This window comes from Methanothermobacter thermautotrophicus (assembly GCF_014889545.1).
Taxonomy (GTDB): Archaea; Methanobacteriota; Methanobacteria; order Methanobacteriales; family Methanothermobacteraceae; genus Methanothermobacter; species Methanothermobacter thermautotrophicus_A.
In genome coordinates this window covers 360,078-378,648 of the sequence record NZ_QKOF01000006.1, presented here as the reverse complement: position 1 = coordinate 378,648, position 18,571 = coordinate 360,078, and the positions used below count along the sequence as shown (strand labels likewise).

At 51.6% G+C, this 18,571-nt stretch carries 18 protein-coding genes; 2 read left to right on the top strand and 16 right to left on the bottom strand.

Translation table 11 applies throughout. The annotated features are described in order from the left end of the window. Positions 1 to 17 precede the first annotated feature (17 nt). The 13 genes from DNK57_RS06370 to DNK57_RS06310 form a co-directional block, all read right to left on the bottom strand. Positions 18 to 1,409, bottom strand: a complete 1,392-nt coding sequence (locus tag DNK57_RS06370; RefSeq protein ID WP_013296141.1) for an ATP synthase subunit B — start codon at positions 1,407 to 1,409, stop codon at positions 18 to 20. A 2-nt stretch (positions 1,410 to 1,411) separates the two neighbouring features. Beyond that, positions 1,412 to 3,166, bottom strand: coding sequence for an ATP synthase subunit A (locus DNK57_RS06365; RefSeq protein ID WP_192962140.1), 1,755 nt, complete (start codon positions 3,164 to 3,166; stop codon positions 1,412 to 1,414). Beyond that, positions 3,163 to 3,483 (bottom strand): V-type ATP synthase subunit F, encoded by a 321-nt coding sequence (locus tag DNK57_RS06360; RefSeq protein ID WP_192962139.1) that lies wholly within the window; start codon positions 3,481 to 3,483, stop codon positions 3,163 to 3,165. Before DNK57_RS06360 ends, DNK57_RS06365 begins: the two co-directional genes overlap by 4 nt. Beyond that, the gene (locus DNK57_RS06355) at positions 3,480 to 4,637 is read right to left on the bottom strand and encodes a V-type ATP synthase subunit C (protein WP_192962138.1); all 1,158 of its coding nucleotides are present in this window, start codon (positions 4,635 to 4,637) and stop codon (positions 3,480 to 3,482) included. The genes DNK57_RS06360 and DNK57_RS06355 overlap by 4 nt, the downstream gene beginning before the upstream one ends. A 15-nt stretch (positions 4,638 to 4,652) precedes the next feature. Beyond that, positions 4,653 to 5,273: a V-type proton ATPase subunit E gene (locus DNK57_RS06350; protein WP_115892078.1), complete on the bottom strand. Its 621-nt coding sequence runs from the start codon at positions 5,271 to 5,273 to the stop codon at positions 4,653 to 4,655. A 4-nt stretch (positions 5,274 to 5,277) separates the two neighbouring features. Continuing rightward, entirely contained in the window at positions 5,278 to 5,766 is a 489-nt protein-coding gene (locus DNK57_RS06345; protein ID WP_115892077.1) for a V-type ATP synthase subunit K, read from the bottom strand. A 5-nt stretch (positions 5,767 to 5,771) separates the two neighbouring features. After that, on the bottom strand, positions 5,772 to 7,739 hold the full coding sequence (locus tag DNK57_RS06340; RefSeq protein WP_192962137.1) for a V-type ATP synthase subunit I: 1,968 nt from the start codon (positions 7,737 to 7,739) through the stop codon (positions 5,772 to 5,774). Between the two features lie 10 nt (positions 7,740 to 7,749). After that, positions 7,750 to 8,064, bottom strand: a complete 315-nt coding sequence (gene ahaH / locus DNK57_RS06335) for an ATP synthase archaeal subunit H (protein ID WP_192962136.1) — start codon at positions 8,062 to 8,064, stop codon at positions 7,750 to 7,752. A 213-nt stretch (positions 8,065 to 8,277) separates the two neighbouring features. After that, positions 8,278 to 9,120 carry a citryl-CoA lyase gene (locus DNK57_RS06330; protein WP_192962135.1) on the bottom strand — a complete coding sequence of 281 codons (843 nt, stop codon included), beginning with the start codon at positions 9,118 to 9,120 and terminating at the stop codon, positions 8,278 to 8,280. 9 nt (positions 9,121 to 9,129) lie between these two features. Next, positions 9,130 to 9,972, bottom strand: a complete 843-nt coding sequence (locus DNK57_RS06325; RefSeq protein ID WP_192962134.1) for a fumarate hydratase — start codon at positions 9,970 to 9,972, stop codon at positions 9,130 to 9,132. Position 9,973: 1 nt separating this feature from the next. Further along, entirely contained in the window at positions 9,974 to 10,873 is a 900-nt protein-coding gene (locus DNK57_RS06320) for a peptidase (protein ID WP_192962133.1), read from the bottom strand. Between the two features lie 125 nt (positions 10,874 to 10,998). Beyond that, entirely contained in the window at positions 10,999 to 12,360 is a 1,362-nt protein-coding gene (locus tag DNK57_RS06315; protein WP_192962132.1) for an MmgE/PrpD family protein, read from the bottom strand. Then, positions 12,345 to 13,679 carry a tRNA(Ile)(2)-agmatinylcytidine synthase gene (locus DNK57_RS06310; RefSeq protein ID WP_192962131.1) on the bottom strand — a complete coding sequence of 445 codons (1,335 nt, stop codon included), beginning with the start codon at positions 13,677 to 13,679 and terminating at the stop codon, positions 12,345 to 12,347. The genes DNK57_RS06315 and DNK57_RS06310 overlap by 16 nt, the downstream gene beginning before the upstream one ends. Positions 13,680 to 13,700: 21 nt before the next feature. Here DNK57_RS06310 and DNK57_RS06305 point away from each other — a divergent pair, with 21 nt between their 5' ends. Next, positions 13,701 to 14,636, top strand: coding sequence for a transcriptional regulator (locus tag DNK57_RS06305; RefSeq protein ID WP_115892069.1), 936 nt, complete (start codon positions 13,701 to 13,703; stop codon positions 14,634 to 14,636). 151 nt (positions 14,637 to 14,787) lie between these two features. On the opposite strand, the gene DNK57_RS06300 is transcribed toward DNK57_RS06305, so the two are convergent. Together DNK57_RS06300 and DNK57_RS06295 are read right to left on the bottom strand one after the other, a co-directional pair. Then, entirely contained in the window at positions 14,788 to 15,252 is a 465-nt protein-coding gene (locus DNK57_RS06300) for a hypothetical protein (protein WP_115892068.1), read from the bottom strand. Between the two features lie 156 nt (positions 15,253 to 15,408). After that, the gene (locus tag DNK57_RS06295) at positions 15,409 to 16,149 is read right to left on the bottom strand and encodes a hypothetical protein (protein WP_192962130.1); all 741 of its coding nucleotides are present in this window, start codon (positions 16,147 to 16,149) and stop codon (positions 15,409 to 15,411) included. Between the two features lie 172 nt (positions 16,150 to 16,321). On the opposite strand from DNK57_RS06295, the gene serA reads away from it, so the two are divergent. Further along, positions 16,322 to 17,890, top strand: coding sequence for a phosphoglycerate dehydrogenase (serA, locus tag DNK57_RS06290; protein WP_192962315.1), 1,569 nt, complete (start codon positions 16,322 to 16,324; stop codon positions 17,888 to 17,890). A 196-nt stretch (positions 17,891 to 18,086) separates the two neighbouring features. Here serA and DNK57_RS06285 read toward each other — a convergent pair whose 3' ends face one another. Then, complete coding sequence (locus DNK57_RS06285; protein WP_192962129.1) at positions 18,087 to 18,512, bottom strand: Mov34/MPN/PAD-1 family protein; 426 nt, start codon at positions 18,510 to 18,512, stop codon at positions 18,087 to 18,089. Positions 18,513 to 18,571: the final 59 nt, after the last annotated feature.

Here is an 18,571-nt window from a genome sequence, read left to right as displayed (position 1 = left end):
AAAGGATAATGGGGTCGTTACTCGGCACCCGGGAGGTACTTGGGTATGTGCTCCTCACGGACCCTCTTGAGTTCGGATCTTGGGAGGAGTGATAGCAGTTCCCATCCAAGGTTGAGGGTCTCCTCTATGGAGCGGTCCTCGTCACGTGCCTGGGTGATGAACCGTTTCTCAAATTCATCGGCGAATTTGAGGAACTTCCGGTCCCTCTCTGTGAGGGCCTCCTCACCCACAACAGCCATGAGGTCCCTGAGATCACGTCCCTCGGCGTAGGCACTGTATAGCTGGTCTGAGACACCACTGTGGTCCTCACGTGTCCTTCCCTCTCCGATACCACCACTCATGAGCCTGGATAGTGATGGAAGCACATCCACCGGCGGGTAGATACCCTTACGGTGGAGGTCACGGCTCAGTACTATCTGGCCCTCGGTGATGTAACCTGTCAGGTCGGGTATCGGGTGTGTGATGTCGTCCTGTGGCATGACAAGTATGGGCATCTGTGTGATTGAGCCCTCCTTGCCGACTATACGTCCTGCCCTCTCATAGAGGCTTGCAAGGTCGGTGTACATGTACCCCGGGTAACCCCTTCGTCCGGGTACCTCCTCCCTCGCAGCTGAGATCTCCCTGAGGGCCTCACAGTAGTTGGTGAGGTCAGTGAGTATAACCAGGACGTGCATGTCGTGTTCGAAGGCGAAGTACTCTGCCGTTGTGAGTGCCATCCTCGGTGTAATGATACGCTCAATGGCAGGGTCGTCTGCCAGGTTCATGAAGACCGTAACACGCTCAAGGGCCCCTGTCCTCTCAAAGTCCCTCATGAAGTAGTTTGCCTCTTCGTGGGTGATACCCATGGCTGCGAAGATAACTGCGAATTCACTCTCCTCTGCGAGAACCTTGGCCTGCCTTGCGATCTGGGCTGCCAGTTCGTTGTGTGGAAGCCCTGAACCTGAGAATATGGGCAGTTTCTGTCCCCTGACCAGGGTGTTCATCCCGTCGATGGTTGATATACCTGTCTGTATGAACTCTGCAGGGAACTCCCTTGCAGCAGGGTTCATTGGGCTACCGTTGATGTCGAGTTCCTTCTCGGGTATGATCTCGGGGCCGCCATCTATTGGTTTACCGGTACCGTCGAATATCCGGCCCATCATGTCCAGGGATACGCCGATCTTAGCGGTTTCACCTGTGAACCTTATCTTTGTTGTCTCTGTGTTGAGGTCACTGGTACCCTCAAAGACCTGTACGACTGCAAGGTCCTCCCTGACTTCCAGCACCTGTCCCCTTCTCTTCTCACCTGTGGGTGTTTCAATCTCAACTATCTCACTGTAGGCAACCCCTTCAACACCCTCAACGATCATTAGAGGACCTGAGACCTCTGTGACTGTGGTGTATTCCCGGGTTTTGATGTTAACGTTCATCTTCACACCTCACTACATTCCTTGACGATCCTTTCCTGGATCTCCTTGATCCTTGCAGGGAATTCCTCTTCAGGTATGTACTTCATACGCCCTATGTCCTCCTTAACAGGGAGGGATATTATGTCAGCGGCGGGTGCCCCCTTCTCGAGGGCTGCTGTTGCATTCCTGTGGAACATTATGATGGTCCTGAGCATCTCGAACTGCTTTGATGGTGAGCAGTAGGTGTCCACCTCGTGGTAGGCGTTCTGCTGGAGGAAGTCTTCCCTTATCATCCTGGTTGTCTCAAGGGTTATCCTCTCCCTGTCTGGAAGTGCGTCGGGTCCGACGAGCTGAACGATCTCCTGGAGCTCTGCCTCCTTCTGGAGGAGGGCCATTGCCTCGTCCCTCACACTCCTCCATTCAGGGTCCACGTTGCTGGCCCACCAGTCCTGGACACTGTCAATGTAGAGTGAGTAGCTCTGAAGCCAGTCTATGGCAGGGAAGTGACGCTTGTCTGCCAGTGATGCGTCAAGGGCCCAGAACACCTTACATATCCTGAGGGTGTTCTGTGTGACAGGCTCTGAGAGGTCCCCGCCAGGTGGTGAAACCGCACCAACAACTGATACTGAGGCTATCTTATCCTCTGATCCTATGGTGGTGACCCTTCCTGCACGCTCATAGAACTGTGCAAGCCTTGATGCGAGGTATGCTGGGTATCCCTCTTCACCTGGCATCTCCTCGAGCCTTCCTGAGATCTCCCTCATTGCCTCGGCCCACCTTGAGGTTGAGTCTGCCATGAGGGCGACGTCGTATCCCATGTCCCTGAAGTACTCGGCTATGGTTATACCTGTGTACACACAGGCCTCCCTTGCAGCCACCGGCATGTTTGAGGTGTTTGCTATGAGCACTGTCCTGTCCATGAGGGGGTTACCTGTCTTGGGGTCCTCCAGTTCAGGGAACTCCTTGAGAACCTCGGTCATCTCGTTACCCCTCTCACCGCATCCAACATAGACGATTATGTCTGCGTCGGCCCACTTTGCCAGCTGCTGCTGTGTAACTGTTTTACCTGAACCGAAGGGTCCTGGTATGGCTGCTGTACCCCCCTTGGCTACTGAGAAGAAGGTGTCCTGTGCCCTCTGACCTGTTATGAGGGGGACGTCAGGGTCAAGTTTCTTCTTGTAGGGTCGGCCCTTCCTTACAGGCCACTTCTGTAGCATCTGAATCTTTTCTGTTCCCCTCCCGGTTTCAACCTCTGCTATATCATCAAGCACGGTGTATTCGCCCTGGGGGGCTATCATTGTGAGTTTACCTTCAATGTTTGGTGGGACCATTATCCTGTGGGTTATTGAGGATGTCTCCTCAACCTCACCGATTATGTCCCCTCCCTTAACCATCTGGCCCTCCAGGGCTGTGGGTTTGAAGGTCCATTTCTTATCCTTTGGAAGTGATGGTACGTCCACTCCCCTCTCTATGTAGTCTCCGGTGAGTGCCTTGATGTTCTCGAGGGGTCTCTGGATACCGTCGAAGATTGAACCCAGTATTCCAGGTCCCAGTTCCACGGATAGTGGGCCGCCTGTTCTTTCAACGGTCTCTCCAGGTTTTATACCTGCGGTTTCCTCATAGACCTGAATTGTTGCTGTGTCACCCTCAAGTTCAATGATTTCTCCTATGAGCTTGTCTTCACCCACCTTAACCATTTCATACATCTGGGATCCTCTCATCCCCTCGGCGATGATAACAGGACCCGCTATTTTTATAATCCTTCCTTCCTGTGTCATTTTACCATCTCAACCCCAATAACTCTTTTAATAAGGTCCCTCAGTGGATCTGTTTCACGTTCTGAGGGGCCTGTCTTGTCTGGTATCTCTATTATCATTGGTAATGCGCTTGAACTTGTGGTTTCCTCTATAAATTCCCTCAGTTCATCACCAATCTTTTCTGTGACGATTATTATGGAGAAGCCATCACTTACAAGTTTTCTTATGGTTTCCTCTGCCTCTTCAGGTGTTTCAACGACGTAGCCTTCCCTGACGCCTCCGAGTCTGAACCCTGTTACAGTGTCCCTGTCACCAACCACTGCAATATTTGAAGTCATACTAACATCTCCTTAACCATTGCTTCAGGAAATCCTGGCTCCCTCTTGCTCCTTGCTATGACCTTGAGGTTCTTCACCTCAACTTCCTTCCTGCTGAGGAACCCTATCATCGGACCAACACCGAAGGGCTTCTTGACTGCAAAGTTCCTTGCCATCCTGTTGAGGTTGTCCTCAAGGACACGCTCGAATACAGCCACTGAACCCGTTGATGTGTACTCTGAGAGGGCCTCTGATAGCATCTGACCGTAATCTGTACCCTCAAGGCCGCTTATAACTCCACTGACATCCTCTGATTCCATGAGGTCCTTGAGTTTCCATTCCCTGATCTGGTAGCCGTGGGGTACTATGTATGGACTTATGTCATCGTAGCTGAGGCCATCTGCCTTTGCACGGAGTATTATTTTAAGGTTGGATATGTCAACCATGGTCCCGAAGTAGGTGTGTAGCATCTTTGTGTTGTCATCTGATGGACTTCCAACTGCCCTTATGAGTCCCTCAAGGAACCTCTTATCAAGAGCTGCCTCCATTGGGAGGAGCATGCCTGTCTCCTCGTAGTCAGATAGGGCGTCCCCAAGTACATCGGCGTACTCTGTACCCTCAAGGCCTGTTACAACCTCCTGGACACTTGAAGCGTCTGCAAGGCCCTCGATAATCTCATAGATCTCACCTCCAGGGACAAGGAGGTCCAGTGTCTCCTCGGCACTGAGACCGGCGGCCTTTGCTGTTATGAGGCTCTTGATGTTCCTCACATCCCATCTCTTCAGGTTTGCCCTGAAGGGGTCCCTTATGGATGCTGGTGCTATCTGGGATACCATCTCATAGGTCTCTGCAAGCTGACTCTCAAGGGCCTTCTCAATGGGAAACCTGTCAATGTATCTGGAGTAGTCAGGGAGTCCCCGGAGGTAGTTCTTGAACTCCTCCATGGACTCGGTTTCAAGGATCTCTGATAGCTGTTTCTCATTTAGTAGGCGTCCTATTCGTGCCCTGACTCTGGCGTTAGGGTATGCGAAGGGGAATAGATCTAATACAGGCCTTATAGTTGCTATTACAACAATAGCACCTATAATTGCCCCTCCCAGGAGGATTAAGCCTATAAAAGGTTCTATTGAAGGGAATCCGAGCGCTGTTACAATTGTTGTGATGCTGTCAGCCATCTGTTATCTCCCCTTTTATTCGAAAAGAACCCTGGCCACCTCTGAACGTAGAGCCTTTCTGAAACGGGACATCCTGGCCTCTATTGTGTTGTTAACCTCTATCAGACCATCCTTTGTCCTTACCAATGCTCCTCCAATGGTTCTGATGCTGTCTCCAACCTCCAGGGTTGTTTTTTTGCCTGTTTCGGCTTCCACTTCAGCTGCGATTTTGTCGAGTCCAGGGTCATGGGACCTGTCGTCCTCCTTCATGCTGACAACAAGGTCGCCTCCACCTATCTCAACCGCTGCCTCCTTTATCATGCCCCTGAGGGCAGTGAGGTATTCCTCATTGGAGGTGGATGCCAGGTTTTCAAGTTCCTCTTCAGCCCTTTTGAAGGCCTCCTGTATTACCTCTTCCCTTGCCTCCAGTTCTGCACGCCTTGCATTCATCTTGGCCTCTGAGATTATCTGCTGGTACCTCATATCAGCCTGCTTCCTGGCTGATTCGAGTATGCGTTCACTGACAATCTGGGCCCTTTTTTCGCCCTCCTTCAGTATACCTGCAGCTTCCTCTTCAGCTTCCTGAATTATGGCGTTAGCCTTTGCCTGAGCCTCTGACATTATACTGGAGACAATTTTTTCGGCTCCGGAACTCATCTAATTAGCCTCCTAGTATTCCGCCGAAGACCAGGAGAAGTATGGCGATCAGGAAACCATAGATAGCCTGTGTCTCTGAAAGGGCTGCGAATATAACACCCCTCGCGAACATGTCAGGATCCTCTGCAACTGCACCCACTGATGATGCTGATGTTATACCCTGACCCATACCTGAACCAAGACCTGCGAATCCTATGGCTGCACCTGCACCCACGGCAACAAGTCCGGCTGTAACATCCAGTCCCTTTCCTCCTCCAAGGAGTCCTGAGAACACCAGGAGAAGTATGGCGATCAGGAAACCATAGATAGCCTGTGTCTCTGAAAGGGCTGCGAATATAATACCCCTCGCGAACATGTCAGGATCCTCTGCAACTGCACCAACACTTCCTGCGGCTGCTATACCCTGACCTAATCCTGAACCAAGACCTGCGAATCCTACTGCAACTCCAGCACCTATTGCTGCTAAAGCAGTTCCTAATGCTATTTCAACCATTCTATTTACCTCCTTATCTTAGTGAAGTTTCTTTCAGCACGAAATGCATTGAATTTGTTTTTTCCACCCATGTAGAACTGGGCGAAGAATTCAACATAATGTAGACGAAGTGAGTTTATGAAGGCACCAAGGCTCTGGAAGGCGTTGTTGGCTATGTGCCCGAACACGAATATTATCGGGGCAAGTACCACTCCGATGACGGGTATCATCTCATAGCTGAGGCCCGTGAGGATGTTCACGGTCATGGCTATACCACCCGTTGATAGACACAGTGCAAGGAGCCTTGCATATGAGAGTAGAGTACCAAGGAACCCGGATATATCCATTAGCCCGAAGAGGCCGTTGTAGTAGATTAGCATGGCGAAGGCCAGGACTATCACTGGCGCCCCGACAATCATGCCCCCAAGCAGGTATAGGATTATACCGAGTTCAAGGATCAGCCATACAATCTGGGATCCGAGGGCATCCCTCATGTTCCCGAGCCTTATGTTGTTCCTTGCGCCTAATATGAGACCAAAGTTTATGTGGAGAACACCCACGGTGAGTGCCATTATCAGTATGTTCTGGGGGTTCACAAATGCGTCTATTGCCGGTATAACCGTTGGCAGTGTTATGTTGAGGAACCGTGGGAAGAAGTCCCCTATGAACCCGTTGGCGACCATCCCGAGTATGAATGCCCACACACCACAGGACATCATGATGATACCGAAGTTCCTCATGAAGTTGTTGACCTTACCCAGACCCCTGTAGAGTATTAAACCTATCAGGGCGTCGATTATACCGTAACCGGCATCTGTAAGGCAGAACCCGAAGAAGAATGGGAACACGAAGGCCATGAAGATCGTCGGGTCGATCTCGTTGTACTTTAGTGGTGAGTACATCTCAACGAAGGTCTCGTAGGGCTTTGCAAATCTCGGGTTGTCCAGGAGCACCGGTACCTCCTCAGGGTCTGGTTCCTCCAGGTCTGTCACGCAGTGGCCCTTAGATGATTCCTCAACCACGGCGATGACCCTATCAGCCTCCTTGAGGGGGACCCATGCCTCCAGCATCACCGTCTTCCTTGTTTCGCCGAAATGGGAGAATACCTCATTTCTCTCCTTCTCTATTTCAAGCTGTTCCTTGAGGACAAGGAGCTCGTCCTCCCATTCAGCGTTTATATCCCTTAATTTTGAGATGATCTCCTGTCGTTCCCTGCTGATCTCCTCAAGGCGGGTCTTTGAGGAAGATATGATCTCTGATGGTCTGCCACGGAGTTCACTGATCTCAAATCTTTCGAATTCCATCCTCCGGAGGACAGATGCTATGCTGTCCGCATGTTTCTTCAGTGTTACAATGATCAGAACACGTTCATCCCTGTTTTCTCCCTCTTTGTCAGATACTATCAGTTCTTCTGTGATCTCTGCAAGTTTCTCTCTGAGTTCCGGGAGGTTCTCAGCCGTTATCCTTCCTGCGATTCCTGTTATGTACTCTGAATCATGGAGATCGGAAAAATCAATATCAAAATCCTTCAGTTTTTCTGCAACAGATAGGCTTGATTCGACAGTGGACTTTTCTGAATCAAGCTCATTCAATTTTTCTTCCATAACCCTGGTCTCTGACTCGACCCTTCCCAGGATCTCCTCAGCCCTTTTGATGAGGGATTCTGTGTCCATTTCCTCAACCTCCCTCTTCTCGAATATCGGGGGGTTGATGAACTCCCTTATGGTATCCCTTAGACCCTTCTCCTCGGCTGCGACTGAGCCCAGGAAGTCCAGGATACCGGTGGTCTTCATGAGGAGAGATGACACCCTTCCGGTGTATGGTGTCGCCCTTGATGGTTTCAGTATCTGGCGCCACTCTGCATCCTGCTGGATGCGCTCTGAGATATCATCTATCTGGGTTACACCCTCCTCATGCAAGGAACGAACCACCGAATCCGAGTACTGATCCAGGGTTATGATCTTGAGTTTTCGCATCCTTGCCGGTAGAAACATGTCACTCACACTACAAGATACTTTTCACAATAACACTGGCAGCCTCCGGGACCTTCCCCATTGCCGCTGATTTCATTGTCTCCACTTCACGCTTTGCCTTCCCTGAGATTTCAATGGCTTCCTTCCTGGCCCTTTCCTCTGCCTCCAGTATTATCTCATCGCCCTTCTCACTGGCCTCTCGCTCTGCCTTCTCAAGGAGCTCCGCTGATCTGTTCCTGGCGTCTTCGAGTAACTGGGATGATTTTTCTCTGGCCTCCTGTATCAACCTGTCAGCATCATTCTCAGCCTTCTTTATGGTAGTGATAGCTTCAGATATCGTTGTCATATGAATCACCCTATTAATGCAAAGGTCTATTTCGTGGTATATTTATCTTTTACTATTTTATTCAAAAGTCACCTAATCCTATTCAGTTAACCAAGCCTTTTAAATCCCTCCTGCTATTAATTGAGTCATTCTATGAAATTTAACCGGAATTGAAGTTCTTATATGAATCTCCAGTACCTATTAGCAATCCATATGGGCTTAATGGGATGAAACCTACTCGGGCATGGGCTCCAGGTCGGCTCCAGCCGAAAGGTCTCTCTCCTCTTCGCCGTCGTAGTGTATTTCTTCGATTTCGAAGAATTTTCTGAAGGCTGGTTCCCTGACCTTTTCCTCGTATACGTGGGATATGAGTCCGGGTAGGCGTCCTATCATGAAGAGTCCTGCGCCTGTCCTCCAGTCGAAGCCCATATCTGAGAGTATGCCGGCGTTGGCCCCATCAACGTTCATGCGGACGCCCTTGCGCTTCAGTAGTATCTCCTGGACCTCCATGGCAAGGGCTGTGTGTGGCCCCACACAGTCGTAATCCTCTGCAAGTTCCAGTAACCGGACAGCCCGGGGGTCCGCGTTATGGTACCGGTGCCCGAACCCCGGAACCCTCCTGTTGGCCTGGAGGTGATCATCAACCAGCCTCACCGCAGCATCAGGGATCTCATCCTCAGAATCACAGGATGAAACCGTCTCCTGGAAAAGCTTCATGGAACGCTCAATGGCACCAGCATGATTCTTACCAAAGGCCAGAAGACCCCCCGCAATACAGGCATGAACCGGGGAACCAGCCGAAGCAATCATACGGGCAGCCTGAGTACTCGGAGGGGTGACACCATGATCACAGAAGGACACCAGGACAGCCTCAAGCATACGGGCAACATTCTGAGGGGGCAGCTCACCCCTTATCAAAAGATAAACCATCTCAGAAAAGGAAACACCACCAATCAGATCCTCCTGAGAATAACCCCTCGTAACAATACGGTTAGGCTCAACACGCGTAATGGAGGTCCTCCACCTTGGGGAACCCACCCTGAATACATTCTCAAGTGATTCCTTTCCTATAGCCATTCATTCACCTCAGAGATCTATTGTTGCCCTCCTGGGCTCCACACAGCATGCCAGCCTCATTGAGACTATCCTCACACCGCTGGCCCTCTGGGGCCCCACATTAACCATGGCCCCCATGGCTGTAGTGGATCCCCCAAGACCAAGGGGTCCTGTCCCGGTACTGTTAAGGGATTGTGTGATATGCTCCTCAATCCCGGACTGTTCGTCAAGACTTCGTGTTGCCATGGCCCTGAGCATAAGGCCAGTGGCCTCAAAATGAGTTCTCCCGACACCTATAACCGGTATGCATGGTGTGCATCCCAGCATCGGGACCTCTGTTTTCATCCATGTTATAACTTCCTCAAATACTTTTCTATAACTGTGTCTGTGGAATATCCTCCTTGTCCTCGCCCTTATCTCGGGGCCTCCTCCCAGCATGAGTACATGGATCTTAACCCCGTCACCGGGTGCTGAATCCACCAGGAAGGGTGCTGGTGGGAGTTTCGCTGGATCACTATACAGTCCCCTGCTCTGCTCTATCCTCTCCACCTCATCACCCCTTACAGCCATTGGGCGTCCCGGGAGTTCCCTGAGGCCCTCCTCAACACCCCTCTTCAGGTGGTTGAAGAAGCCTGCGGGTAGACTGGCGTCCTCCCCCACCTCCACTATCAGGTGGGGTATCCCTGTATCATCACAGAGGGGTCTTCCCTCTCTCCCTGCTATGCGGGCGTTTTCAATTAGAAGTTCAAGTACCCATGCAGATCTCTCATCCTCCTCCACCTCAAGGGCCCTCTCATAGGCCCTGAGGACGTCGGGGGAGTAGGTGGTTGATGCCTGGATGATGGCATCCCTGACCCTCGCAGCGAGATCCAAGCTATCCTCCCCCCACCGGTATGGAGAGGTCACCGCCCTCAGATAGTACTGCCTCAGGGTAGTAGCGCTCTATCATGTCCCTCACAAGGACAACCTGCCTTATCCTCTCACGGGCCTGGGCCTCGGTGGTTTCCCAGCCATGGTGCCCTGCCACGGAGCCCCCAGTCTTGAGGTAGACAGGTGCTGCGTACCTTATGATATCCGGAACCTCGTAGTGCCTTATGAATCCCCCTGAGGACTTCGGGTTCTCTGTGTGAACATCAATTGAAATGTCAATGGCCTCCCTGAGTGATGCCAGCATCGGTATCTGGAGGTCCCTCACCGGATTCAGGGAGTCCGCACCGATATCCTGGAGCAGCCTTGCTGAGGCAGGATTTCCGTGGCCGCAGTGGGCCGAGACCTTAAGGTGGAGGTCGGCTGGAAGTTCACCGTCGGCCCGCATCCTTCCAAGAACCCAGAGGAGCCCCTCGTCATAGACCACTATACCCCTGACGCCGAGTTCAGCTGCCCTCTTAACGTCCTCCACTGCGTAGACAAGGTTATCGTATCCCCTGAGCCTGTAGCCTATCCTTGCACCCTCGGGGGTCCTTGCGGAGGCACTGGTATCATAGGTCGCCCTTGGCCCTACGCTCAGGAAGAGTTCGATTCCTGTCTCCCTGGCCATCCCTGCCATCTCCTCGATCTCGGTGTCAGTGAGGAGCATTATGCCCCGGGTCTGTGTGACCCTGTGGACCCTTACATCCTGCTGCTCCATTGCATCTATGAGGGCTGCCATGGTGCCGGGCCTCTGTATGCCCGGGACCTCGAATCTGTACTGGCCTCCATCACTGAACCTCTTCTCTGATTCGCCCCTGGGGGCCCCTATTCCAATCCTATCAAGGTATCTGCGGGTTTCTTCCAATTTTTCACCTCCAGTTTAACTTTGCCCGTGTGGGATTTCCATGTCATCCGGATCATTTGCCTGACAGTTCCAGGATCACAGACCATGTTCTAGCATCACTTAAGGATCCCAGGCCCAGAGCCTGATCACCCACCCAACAACTCAAGCATCACCTCAGTAACAGGTTCCTGATCAGCCTCTCCTGTAACCTCAAGCCTTTCTGTATCATATCCAGGGTTCAGTTCCCTGAACTTCTCAACAATATCATCCCAGGTGTAGGGTTCCTCTGGTTCACCCCTGGGGAGCTCCCTGTAAGCTGTGAGGACATCACCGTTTCTGAGCCTTACAGTCACCCTTGAGGGCCTCATGTTCCGGAGTTCCTCCAGAGCAGGGTCAACCTCAATCCTTATCCTGGAGGCCATCTCCCTGCATACTTCACCTTCAAGGTCTTCAACCCTCAGCTCTCCCGACTCAAGCATTATTGCCAACGACACCGGGAGGCTCTGCCGCACCGCCTCCACAGTAGCCGGGGAGTAGCTGTCATGCTCCGCTGCGATCCTGTAGGTTGAGACAGTTACCTCCTCTATCTCCGATGCACTGAAATCGTTCTCCATGATTATCTCAGCTGCAGCATCCAGGGTGGAGTGCAGGTGCCTGCAGACAGGGTACCTCTTGAGGTAAACGTCCCTTATGTGGAAAGCCCCTATTTCTGGCGTTTCATTTATGTTTTGACCCTCCGGACGGCACATTGCACGCAGGAATCCCTCATCTCCCTCGATAACCGACTCTGCGCCTGTGAAGCCATGGGAGGCTAGCCTGGCAGATATCAGTCCGGACTGGGCTGCCCTTCCAGGGTGAAGGTGCTTTGCCATGGTCCCTGCATGGTCCGATTCCAGGAGTCCTGCTGCCTGGGTGGCTGCGATCCCCAGGGCATTGACGACGGCATCCACATCAGAGCATATGATACTTGAGGCCGCTGCTGCGGCTCCGAATGTTCCGCAGGTCCCCGTTGTATGGAATCCAAGTTCCCTGTGCCCTGGATTTGCGAGGATGCCCATGAAGATGGCGACCTCGTATCCTGCCACCATGGCTGTTATGAGGTCCCTGAAGGTCGCCCCGCTGGTCTCTGCAGCTGCAAGGGCCGCAGGGATCACACATGATCCCGGGTGCATCTGGGCCCCACGGTGTCCATCATCAAGGTCAAGGTTATGGGCGAATATGCCGTTGAGGAGGGCCGCCCTTTCAGCGTCACCCCTCCCATGACCTATGATGGTGGCCCCGCCTGAGCCTTTACCCATGGCCCTCAGTGCCATCAGACCACTCCTCTCAGAGGAGCCCCTCATTGCAACTCCAAGGAAGTCTAGGAAGCATATCCTGGCCATTTCAATGGCATCGCCGGGAATGTCACTGTATGAGAGTGATGATACAAACTCTGCAAGTTTTCTGGTCATCATTGATCCTACTATCTTGCCTTTAAATATAACAGTGATTGTTATAAATCTTCCCATTTTTTATTAAAGTGGGCTGATTGCCGGGTGCTGCTGCTCTCAGTGGCTTCGAAGGGCGGGGAGCTGATCCCCATCCTCACCAGCTGCTTTGAGAGGTGCCTTCTTGCACAGGTTGGCACCTCATAGTATCCCCCAGTAAGTGGCCTCTCAATGGCTCTCCTGACCTTCTCTGAGCTTCTGAGCCTCCTTCCACATGAGGGGCACTTGAATCCCTTGTTCCTCCCGGCAGATTTCATGCGTTTACCGCAGGTGCAGATGGGGTTTTCCTCAACGTAAAGATCTGCAAGGCTTTCTATATGGATCTTCTCGATGTTAAGGGTCCCCTGTGCTCCAATGCCCCCGTAGACCGTGACTACATCTCCGGGTATGAGTTCAAGGATGATCTTCCTGAAGTCCTTTGTGGGCTCGTAGGCTCCACATTCAATCTGGCCGGATTCATCACCAAGGGTGAAGAACACATGACCTCCCTCGATCACCCTCGGACCGTCGACCACCTCCCCCCTCACCCTGTAGCATCCGAAGGTCTCCATGTCCGCGATCCTCACTGCATCCTGTATGTGCTGGTCGGTGTGCTGGTTGGTCTCAAAGATGCAGTGCCTTTCAATCTCCTCGTCAACACAGACCATCTCCATAGCCCTCAGTAGGACCTCGGGGGACTCTCCCCTTATACCATAGAGTATGGGGCAGGGTGTGTGGGGTTCTATTGCAATGTAGTCTCCATCGATGTTATCAAAGGTTTCAGTCCCTGTTGCCTCATCCATCCTTGCAACCGACTCAGGGTCGATACGTCTGGGTTTACCATAGTTCTCAGGGACCCTGTAGGTCAGAAGCTCATAGGTGGAGTCATCCAGGGGGCACCCAATGGCTGCAAGGGCCCCTATGATACCCCTCCCCTTCTTGAAGCCGTGCACCTCTGCACCGACCTTCTCTGCGAGCCTCCGGGCGTCCTCTATCCTGAGTATCAGCCTTATGGCTGACAGGGCAAATTCCCTCATCTCATCTGTGATCTCGCCTGTGTGGAATACAACACCCGGGTTGGTCCTCTCCCTATCAAGCTCGGCAAGTTCCGCCACCACTTGAAGGACGATGCCCTTTATGGTGTTAATATCCTCAGGGGATTCTGCAAGCACAGTGAAGGTGACTGCACCGTTGCCACGGGTCTTGTGGGGTGCGAAGGGGTTGAGCCTTATCAGCCGGGGATGTCCCTCAAGGGAGAAACCGCAACTTTTAAGTTCCTGGATTATGACACATGATATATAGGTTGTGCACATCCCTTCAGGGGAATCTGTATCATCTATACCAACATGAAGCCTGTACATTACATTCACCTGGTGATATGATTGGATGGATCAGTTAAAAGGGAGCATGTATTACGTGAGATACATGAACTTCTTGCCAGCAACGGGTTTGAGACATCACACATATATGAGCGGAGCTGCTTCGACCTCATGGCAAGAAGGAAACTATTACTTCTATTGCTTAAGGTCCTTGTAAACATTGATGGTATAAATAGTTTGCAGGCCCATGAGATAAGAACCCTTGCACATACCTTCCTTGCCTCACCAATTATCATAGGGGTGAGGTCAAAGACAGAACCCCTTGAGGAGGATGTTGTCTATGAAAGGCACGGTATCCCTGCAGTGGCCCCCGAGACCTTCAGGAACATGGTGGTTGATGGTGAGTACCCTGAGATAATCGCTGACCGGGGAGGCTACTATGTTCATATAGACGGTAAAACCCTCAGGGAGGTCCGTGAGGAGTACAACCTCTCACTCAAGGACCTGGCTGACCTCGCCCATGTCTCCAGGAAGACCATCTACAAGTATGAGAATGGACTTGCAAGGGCATCACCCGAGACAGCCATGATCCTGGAGGAGATACTTAACATCAGGATAACCCTCTCCATCGACATATTCGGTGTACCCGAGAGGGATGAAATTGAGATAAAACCATCAGGTAGACTTGCTGATATTGGCTTTGGCATGATAGAAACCCACAAAACCCCCTTTGATGCTGTGGCAAAGGAGATCAGGTTTGATAATACTGTGATAACCAACCTTGAGAAGCAGAGGGATTCAAGGACCCTGCGGAGGATGGCTGTCCCCCTCAAGGATCTTTCCCTTGTAAGTGGCTCTGAGTCAGTGTTCATAATCGATAATCCCAGGATAAGTGAAAACATTGAGGGAATCCCCGTCATCAAGAGCTGGGAAATCGGTGAAATGGAGAGCAGCAAGGAGTTCCTCAAGGTCATAGCCGAGAGAAAAACCTGCAGTTAGTCTATGAACTGAGTCGAGCTCTGCATGTGGGTGACATCCCTCTGCCGGGCATGCTGTGGAAGACCTGTTTAATCAAATATCATGAGCTTTCAATAGAATACCGCCTTTTTCAATATCTCGCAACAGGCAACCAAAAAATGGATTGGAAGGGTCAGTAATAGTCCCAGACAGTAACCTCCCAGTCCTCAATCTCATAGGCGTATACAGATATGCAGTAGTATCCCGGGCCCCCTGAAACCTCGATCATTCTCTTCTTCCTTTTCGGTGACTCTTTTGGACCCCAATCAGCGGTGCCCGATGCCAGGATCTGGCCGTCCCTGAGGACATCCACTGTCACAGTGTTCACATCATAATTGATTATTGGTGCAGCCGAAATCACCACCTTGAACTTGTTTCCCCTGATATCAACGCACCTGTAATCAGATCCAGACCCGGTGAAGCTCATAACCCTGTGCCATGATGGGCCCTGAGGGCTTCCGGTCACCCCCTCGTCACCCTCAATGGTGACATCATAGTGGTCCACAGTGGACCTTTTGAGGAAAACACCGGAGAGGAATCCCAGAGATCCTATGAGAACAAAACATGCCACGATAAGTACCTTTGTTGTATTATCCAAGATTTACACCTCCCGAGATCATATGGATAAAAATTCTGTGATAACAGCGACCTGAAAGCTGTGGACGGATTAACTCAGCTCCCGAAACCTGACCTCTTACTGCAGACACACACCTGCTTCATCACCTCCAGTGCAGCTCTAACTCCAGAGAATCCATTACCTCCCGAAGAGTTCGTTAAAGGTCTCCCTTGCCTCGGATACAGATGCAACACCCACTGCGACCATATCCACATAGTCAAGACCCCCTATGAATTCAAAGGCCTCCGCTGGTGGGATTATACCCGCTGCAAGGACCTTCTCAGCGACCACTGTTTTCCCGAGTTCATTGAGGAGCCCTCCGAGTTCCTTCCGCTCATCATCAAGGAAGACAGGAAAATCTGTCATGTAGCCAAGTCTGTTGACGGGGATCATGTAGAGTTCGAAGTTATCAACACCCTCATCAATCAGCCTCACCGTTGTCTCCCGTGGCATGGTCGTTGCAAGGCCCCTTAGCATCCCCTCAACACCATCCAGAATCTCAGCAACCTCAGAGGCTTCAAGAAGATCTGTGTAGTGTTCATCAAGAAGCACTGCAGCGGACCCAAGGTCTGAGAGGGTCTGGAGGTCCTCCTCAAGGTGTTCATGCCGCAGTGTACCCATGAGGGTGAACTCACAGCCGGCGTTCCTCGCCATCTCAAGGGCCTCAAGGACCTGCCCCTCGGGTATGATCTGGAAACCCCTCACACCCATCCCATATGATTCGATAATCACCTCCGCAATGGCCTCTGGCCTGTTTTTGAGGTCCATCTCATAGAGCCTTGACCTGTGCCCGAAGTAGGTTGGGGCTGTGAAGGGTGCACTTCCAAGGAATGTTTCCGGCAGTTCCATGCCATCGACGGTGACCGATCCGCTGAACATGATAATTCATCCTCCTCTGATGGGATATTGCAGCGGGCACCCCCATGTGATGCACACTGGCAGAGGTGCCTGCTGATCCCACCCATAATTATAATATACCCTACCTCTATAGATTCTTTTATCATTCTATAAAATCTTCATTGTGATAAGTGTGGTGAAATATATGTCCAGGATGAAAGTGCTTATTGCTGATTCCATCAATGAAAAGGGAATATCTGAACTTGAAGAGGTGGCGGAGGTTGTGGTCAACACCACCATAACCCCTGATGAGCTCCTTGATGCCATAAAGGACTTTGATGCCATCGTTGTAAGGAGCAGGACGAAGGTTACACGTGAAGTCATAGAGGCGGCTCCTCGCCTCAAGATAATAGCGAGGGCCGGTGTGGGTGTTGACAACGTTGATGTTAAGGCCGCCACCGAACGCGGTATAATGGTGATAAACGCCCCCGAGTCCACATCCATAACGGTTGCAGAGCACTCAATCGGTCTCATGCTGGCACTCGCAAGGAAGATTTCGATTGCGGACAGATCCGTGAAGGAGGGTAAATGGGAGAAGAACCGGTTCATGGGTATCGAGCTCAACGGTAAGACCCTGGGTATAATCGGTATGGGCCGTATAGGCTCACAGGTCGTTGTGAGGACAAAGGCCTTCGGCATGGACATACTGGTCTATGACCCCTACATAAGCAGGGAGGCCGCCGAGGAGATGGGTGTGACCGTCACAGACCTTGAAACCCTCCTGAGGGAATCCGACATAGTGACCATACACGTCCCCCTCACCCCTGAGACAAGGCACCTCATATCAGATGATGAATTCAAATTGATGAAGGAAACCGCCTTCATAGTGAACTGTGCCCGTGGAGGTATAATCGATGAGGACGCCCTCTACAGGGCCCTTAAGGATGGTGAGATAGCCGGCGCAGCCCTTGACGTATTTGAGGAGGAACCACCTGAGGGCAGCCCACTCCTTGAACTTGAAAATGTTGTCCTGACACCCCACATAGGAGCCTCAACCGCCGAGGCCCAGAGGGACGCCGCCATCATAGTTGCAAATGAGATAAAAACTGTTTTTCAGGGCGGTGCACCGAGGAACGTTCTAAACATGCCTGTGATGGACTCAGAGACCTACAAGTCCCTCAAGCCTTACATTGAACTGGCAGAGAAGATTGGGGCCATCATTGCACAGGCACTCCCGGGTAACATAGAGAAACTGGATGTCACATACTGCGGTGAACTGGCGGAGATGCAGTTCGACATCCTCACAAGGACCATGCTCCAGGCCATACTCAACCCCATACTCACAGAACCCGTTAACCTCATAAACGCCCCCACCATTGCAAAGAAGAGGGGCATCATGGTTACAGAGGCCCGCAGGTCTGAGTCAGATGGTTACAGGTCAATCATAATCGCCACTGCAGCCTCAGATAAGGGCGAGTTCAGTGTTGAGGCGACACACATCAAGGAACCCACAATAATCGGGATCAACGGTTACAGGGTCGATGTGAAACCGGAGGGTACCATGATAATAGCACGCTACAGGGACCTGCCGGGTACCATCGGTGCCATAGGAACAAAGCTCGGCCAGCACGGTATAAACATTGCAACCATGCAGGTCGGCAGGAAGGAGATCGGCGGTGAGGCTGTGATGGTCCTCAAGGTAGATCAGAGTGTCCCTGCAGAGGTCATCGAAGAGGTTAAGAAGCTGGACAACGTGGATGATGCGGTTGCAATAGAGATCTAAACTCATATCCTGAGATCCAGCCATTACCTTTTTCTTATACCTTTATCCCCACAGAAGATCCAGTTCATGTTTTTTCTTATAAAACCTTTATCCCCCTGAATCTCATTTCATGGTTTCCTTGAGAGACGGACACACGTCTGACTCCGAAGCTCCTGCCACCATCCAATCCCCTGTTTAGTTGCAGACATCCTGTCAATCAGGGAACAACCTCAAAATCTACAGGATCACCGTTCCTTGTGTATGCCGCCACGGTATCCATGGTGTAGGGGTGGGCTATTATAATGTGGAACAGCCCATTCTTTGAAAAGAAGTGCAGATCTGCAGCTGATGGGAGGTTCACAGGTCCCGGGTGGGAGTGGACAGACCCAACAGCACCGGTGAAGGGTGGGAGCATGAGCACATCCATGACAGCCCCCTCATCTGATGTCTCTGATGGGAGAAATATCAGGCCGGTCACGTGGAGCACCTCACCCTCCTGCCTTCCCTCAAGGAGGGCTGCGAATTCATGGGGATGGGATCTTCTGGCTATCTCCAGGGCCTCATCCATGACCTCAGAATCAACGACGACACGTCTGATCGGTTTAAACCCGGCTAAAGCAAATATCTTCTCAATTAAACCCATATGATACACTCAGATAAGATTCTTACTCCCCATCATGCCAGCTAGCCCCCACACAGGAT

Bases quoted from the DNA above. Each gene is read 5' to 3' on its own strand.
- DNK57_RS06370 (WP_013296141.1), bottom strand. From the start codon at position 1,409: ATGAACGTTAACATCAAAACCCGGGAATACACCACAGTCACAGAGGTC.
- DNK57_RS06365 (WP_192962140.1), bottom strand. From the start codon at position 3,166: ATGACACAGGAAGGAAGGATTATAAAAATAGCGGGTCCTGTTATCATC.
- DNK57_RS06360 (WP_192962139.1), bottom strand. From the start codon at position 3,483: ATGACTTCAAATATTGCAGTGGTTGGTGACAGGGACACTGTAACAGGG.
- DNK57_RS06355 (WP_192962138.1), bottom strand. From the start codon at position 4,637: ATGGCTGACAGCATCACAACAATTGTAACAGCGCTCGGATTCCCTTCA.
- DNK57_RS06350 (WP_115892078.1), bottom strand. From the start codon at position 5,273: ATGAGTTCCGGAGCCGAAAAAATTGTCTCCAGTATAATGTCAGAGGCT.
- DNK57_RS06345 (WP_115892077.1), bottom strand. From the start codon at position 5,766: ATGGTTGAAATAGCATTAGGAACTGCTTTAGCAGCAATAGGTGCTGGA.
- DNK57_RS06340 (WP_192962137.1), bottom strand. From the start codon at position 7,739: ATGTTTCTACCGGCAAGGATGCGAAAACTCAAGATCATAACCCTGGAT.
- ahaH (WP_192962136.1), bottom strand. From the start codon at position 8,064: ATGACAACGATATCTGAAGCTATCACTACCATAAAGAAGGCTGAGAAT.
- DNK57_RS06330 (WP_192962135.1), bottom strand. From the start codon at position 9,120: ATGGCTATAGGAAAGGAATCACTTGAGAATGTATTCAGGGTGGGTTCC.
- DNK57_RS06315 (WP_192962132.1), bottom strand. From the start codon at position 12,360: ATGGGAAGATTTATAACAATCACTGTTATATTTAAAGGCAAGATAGTA.
- DNK57_RS06310 (WP_192962131.1), bottom strand. From the start codon at position 13,679: ATGTACAGGCTTCATGTTGGTATAGATGATACAGATTCCCCTGAAGGG.
- DNK57_RS06295 (WP_192962130.1), bottom strand. From the start codon at position 16,149: ATGTTCAGCGGATCGGTCACCGTCGATGGCATGGAACTGCCGGAAACA.
- serA (WP_192962315.1), top strand. From the start codon at position 16,322: ATGAAAGTGCTTATTGCTGATTCCATCAATGAAAAGGGAATATCTGAA.
- DNK57_RS06285 (WP_192962129.1), bottom strand. From the start codon at position 18,512: ATGGGTTTAATTGAGAAGATATTTGCTTTAGCCGGGTTTAAACCGATC.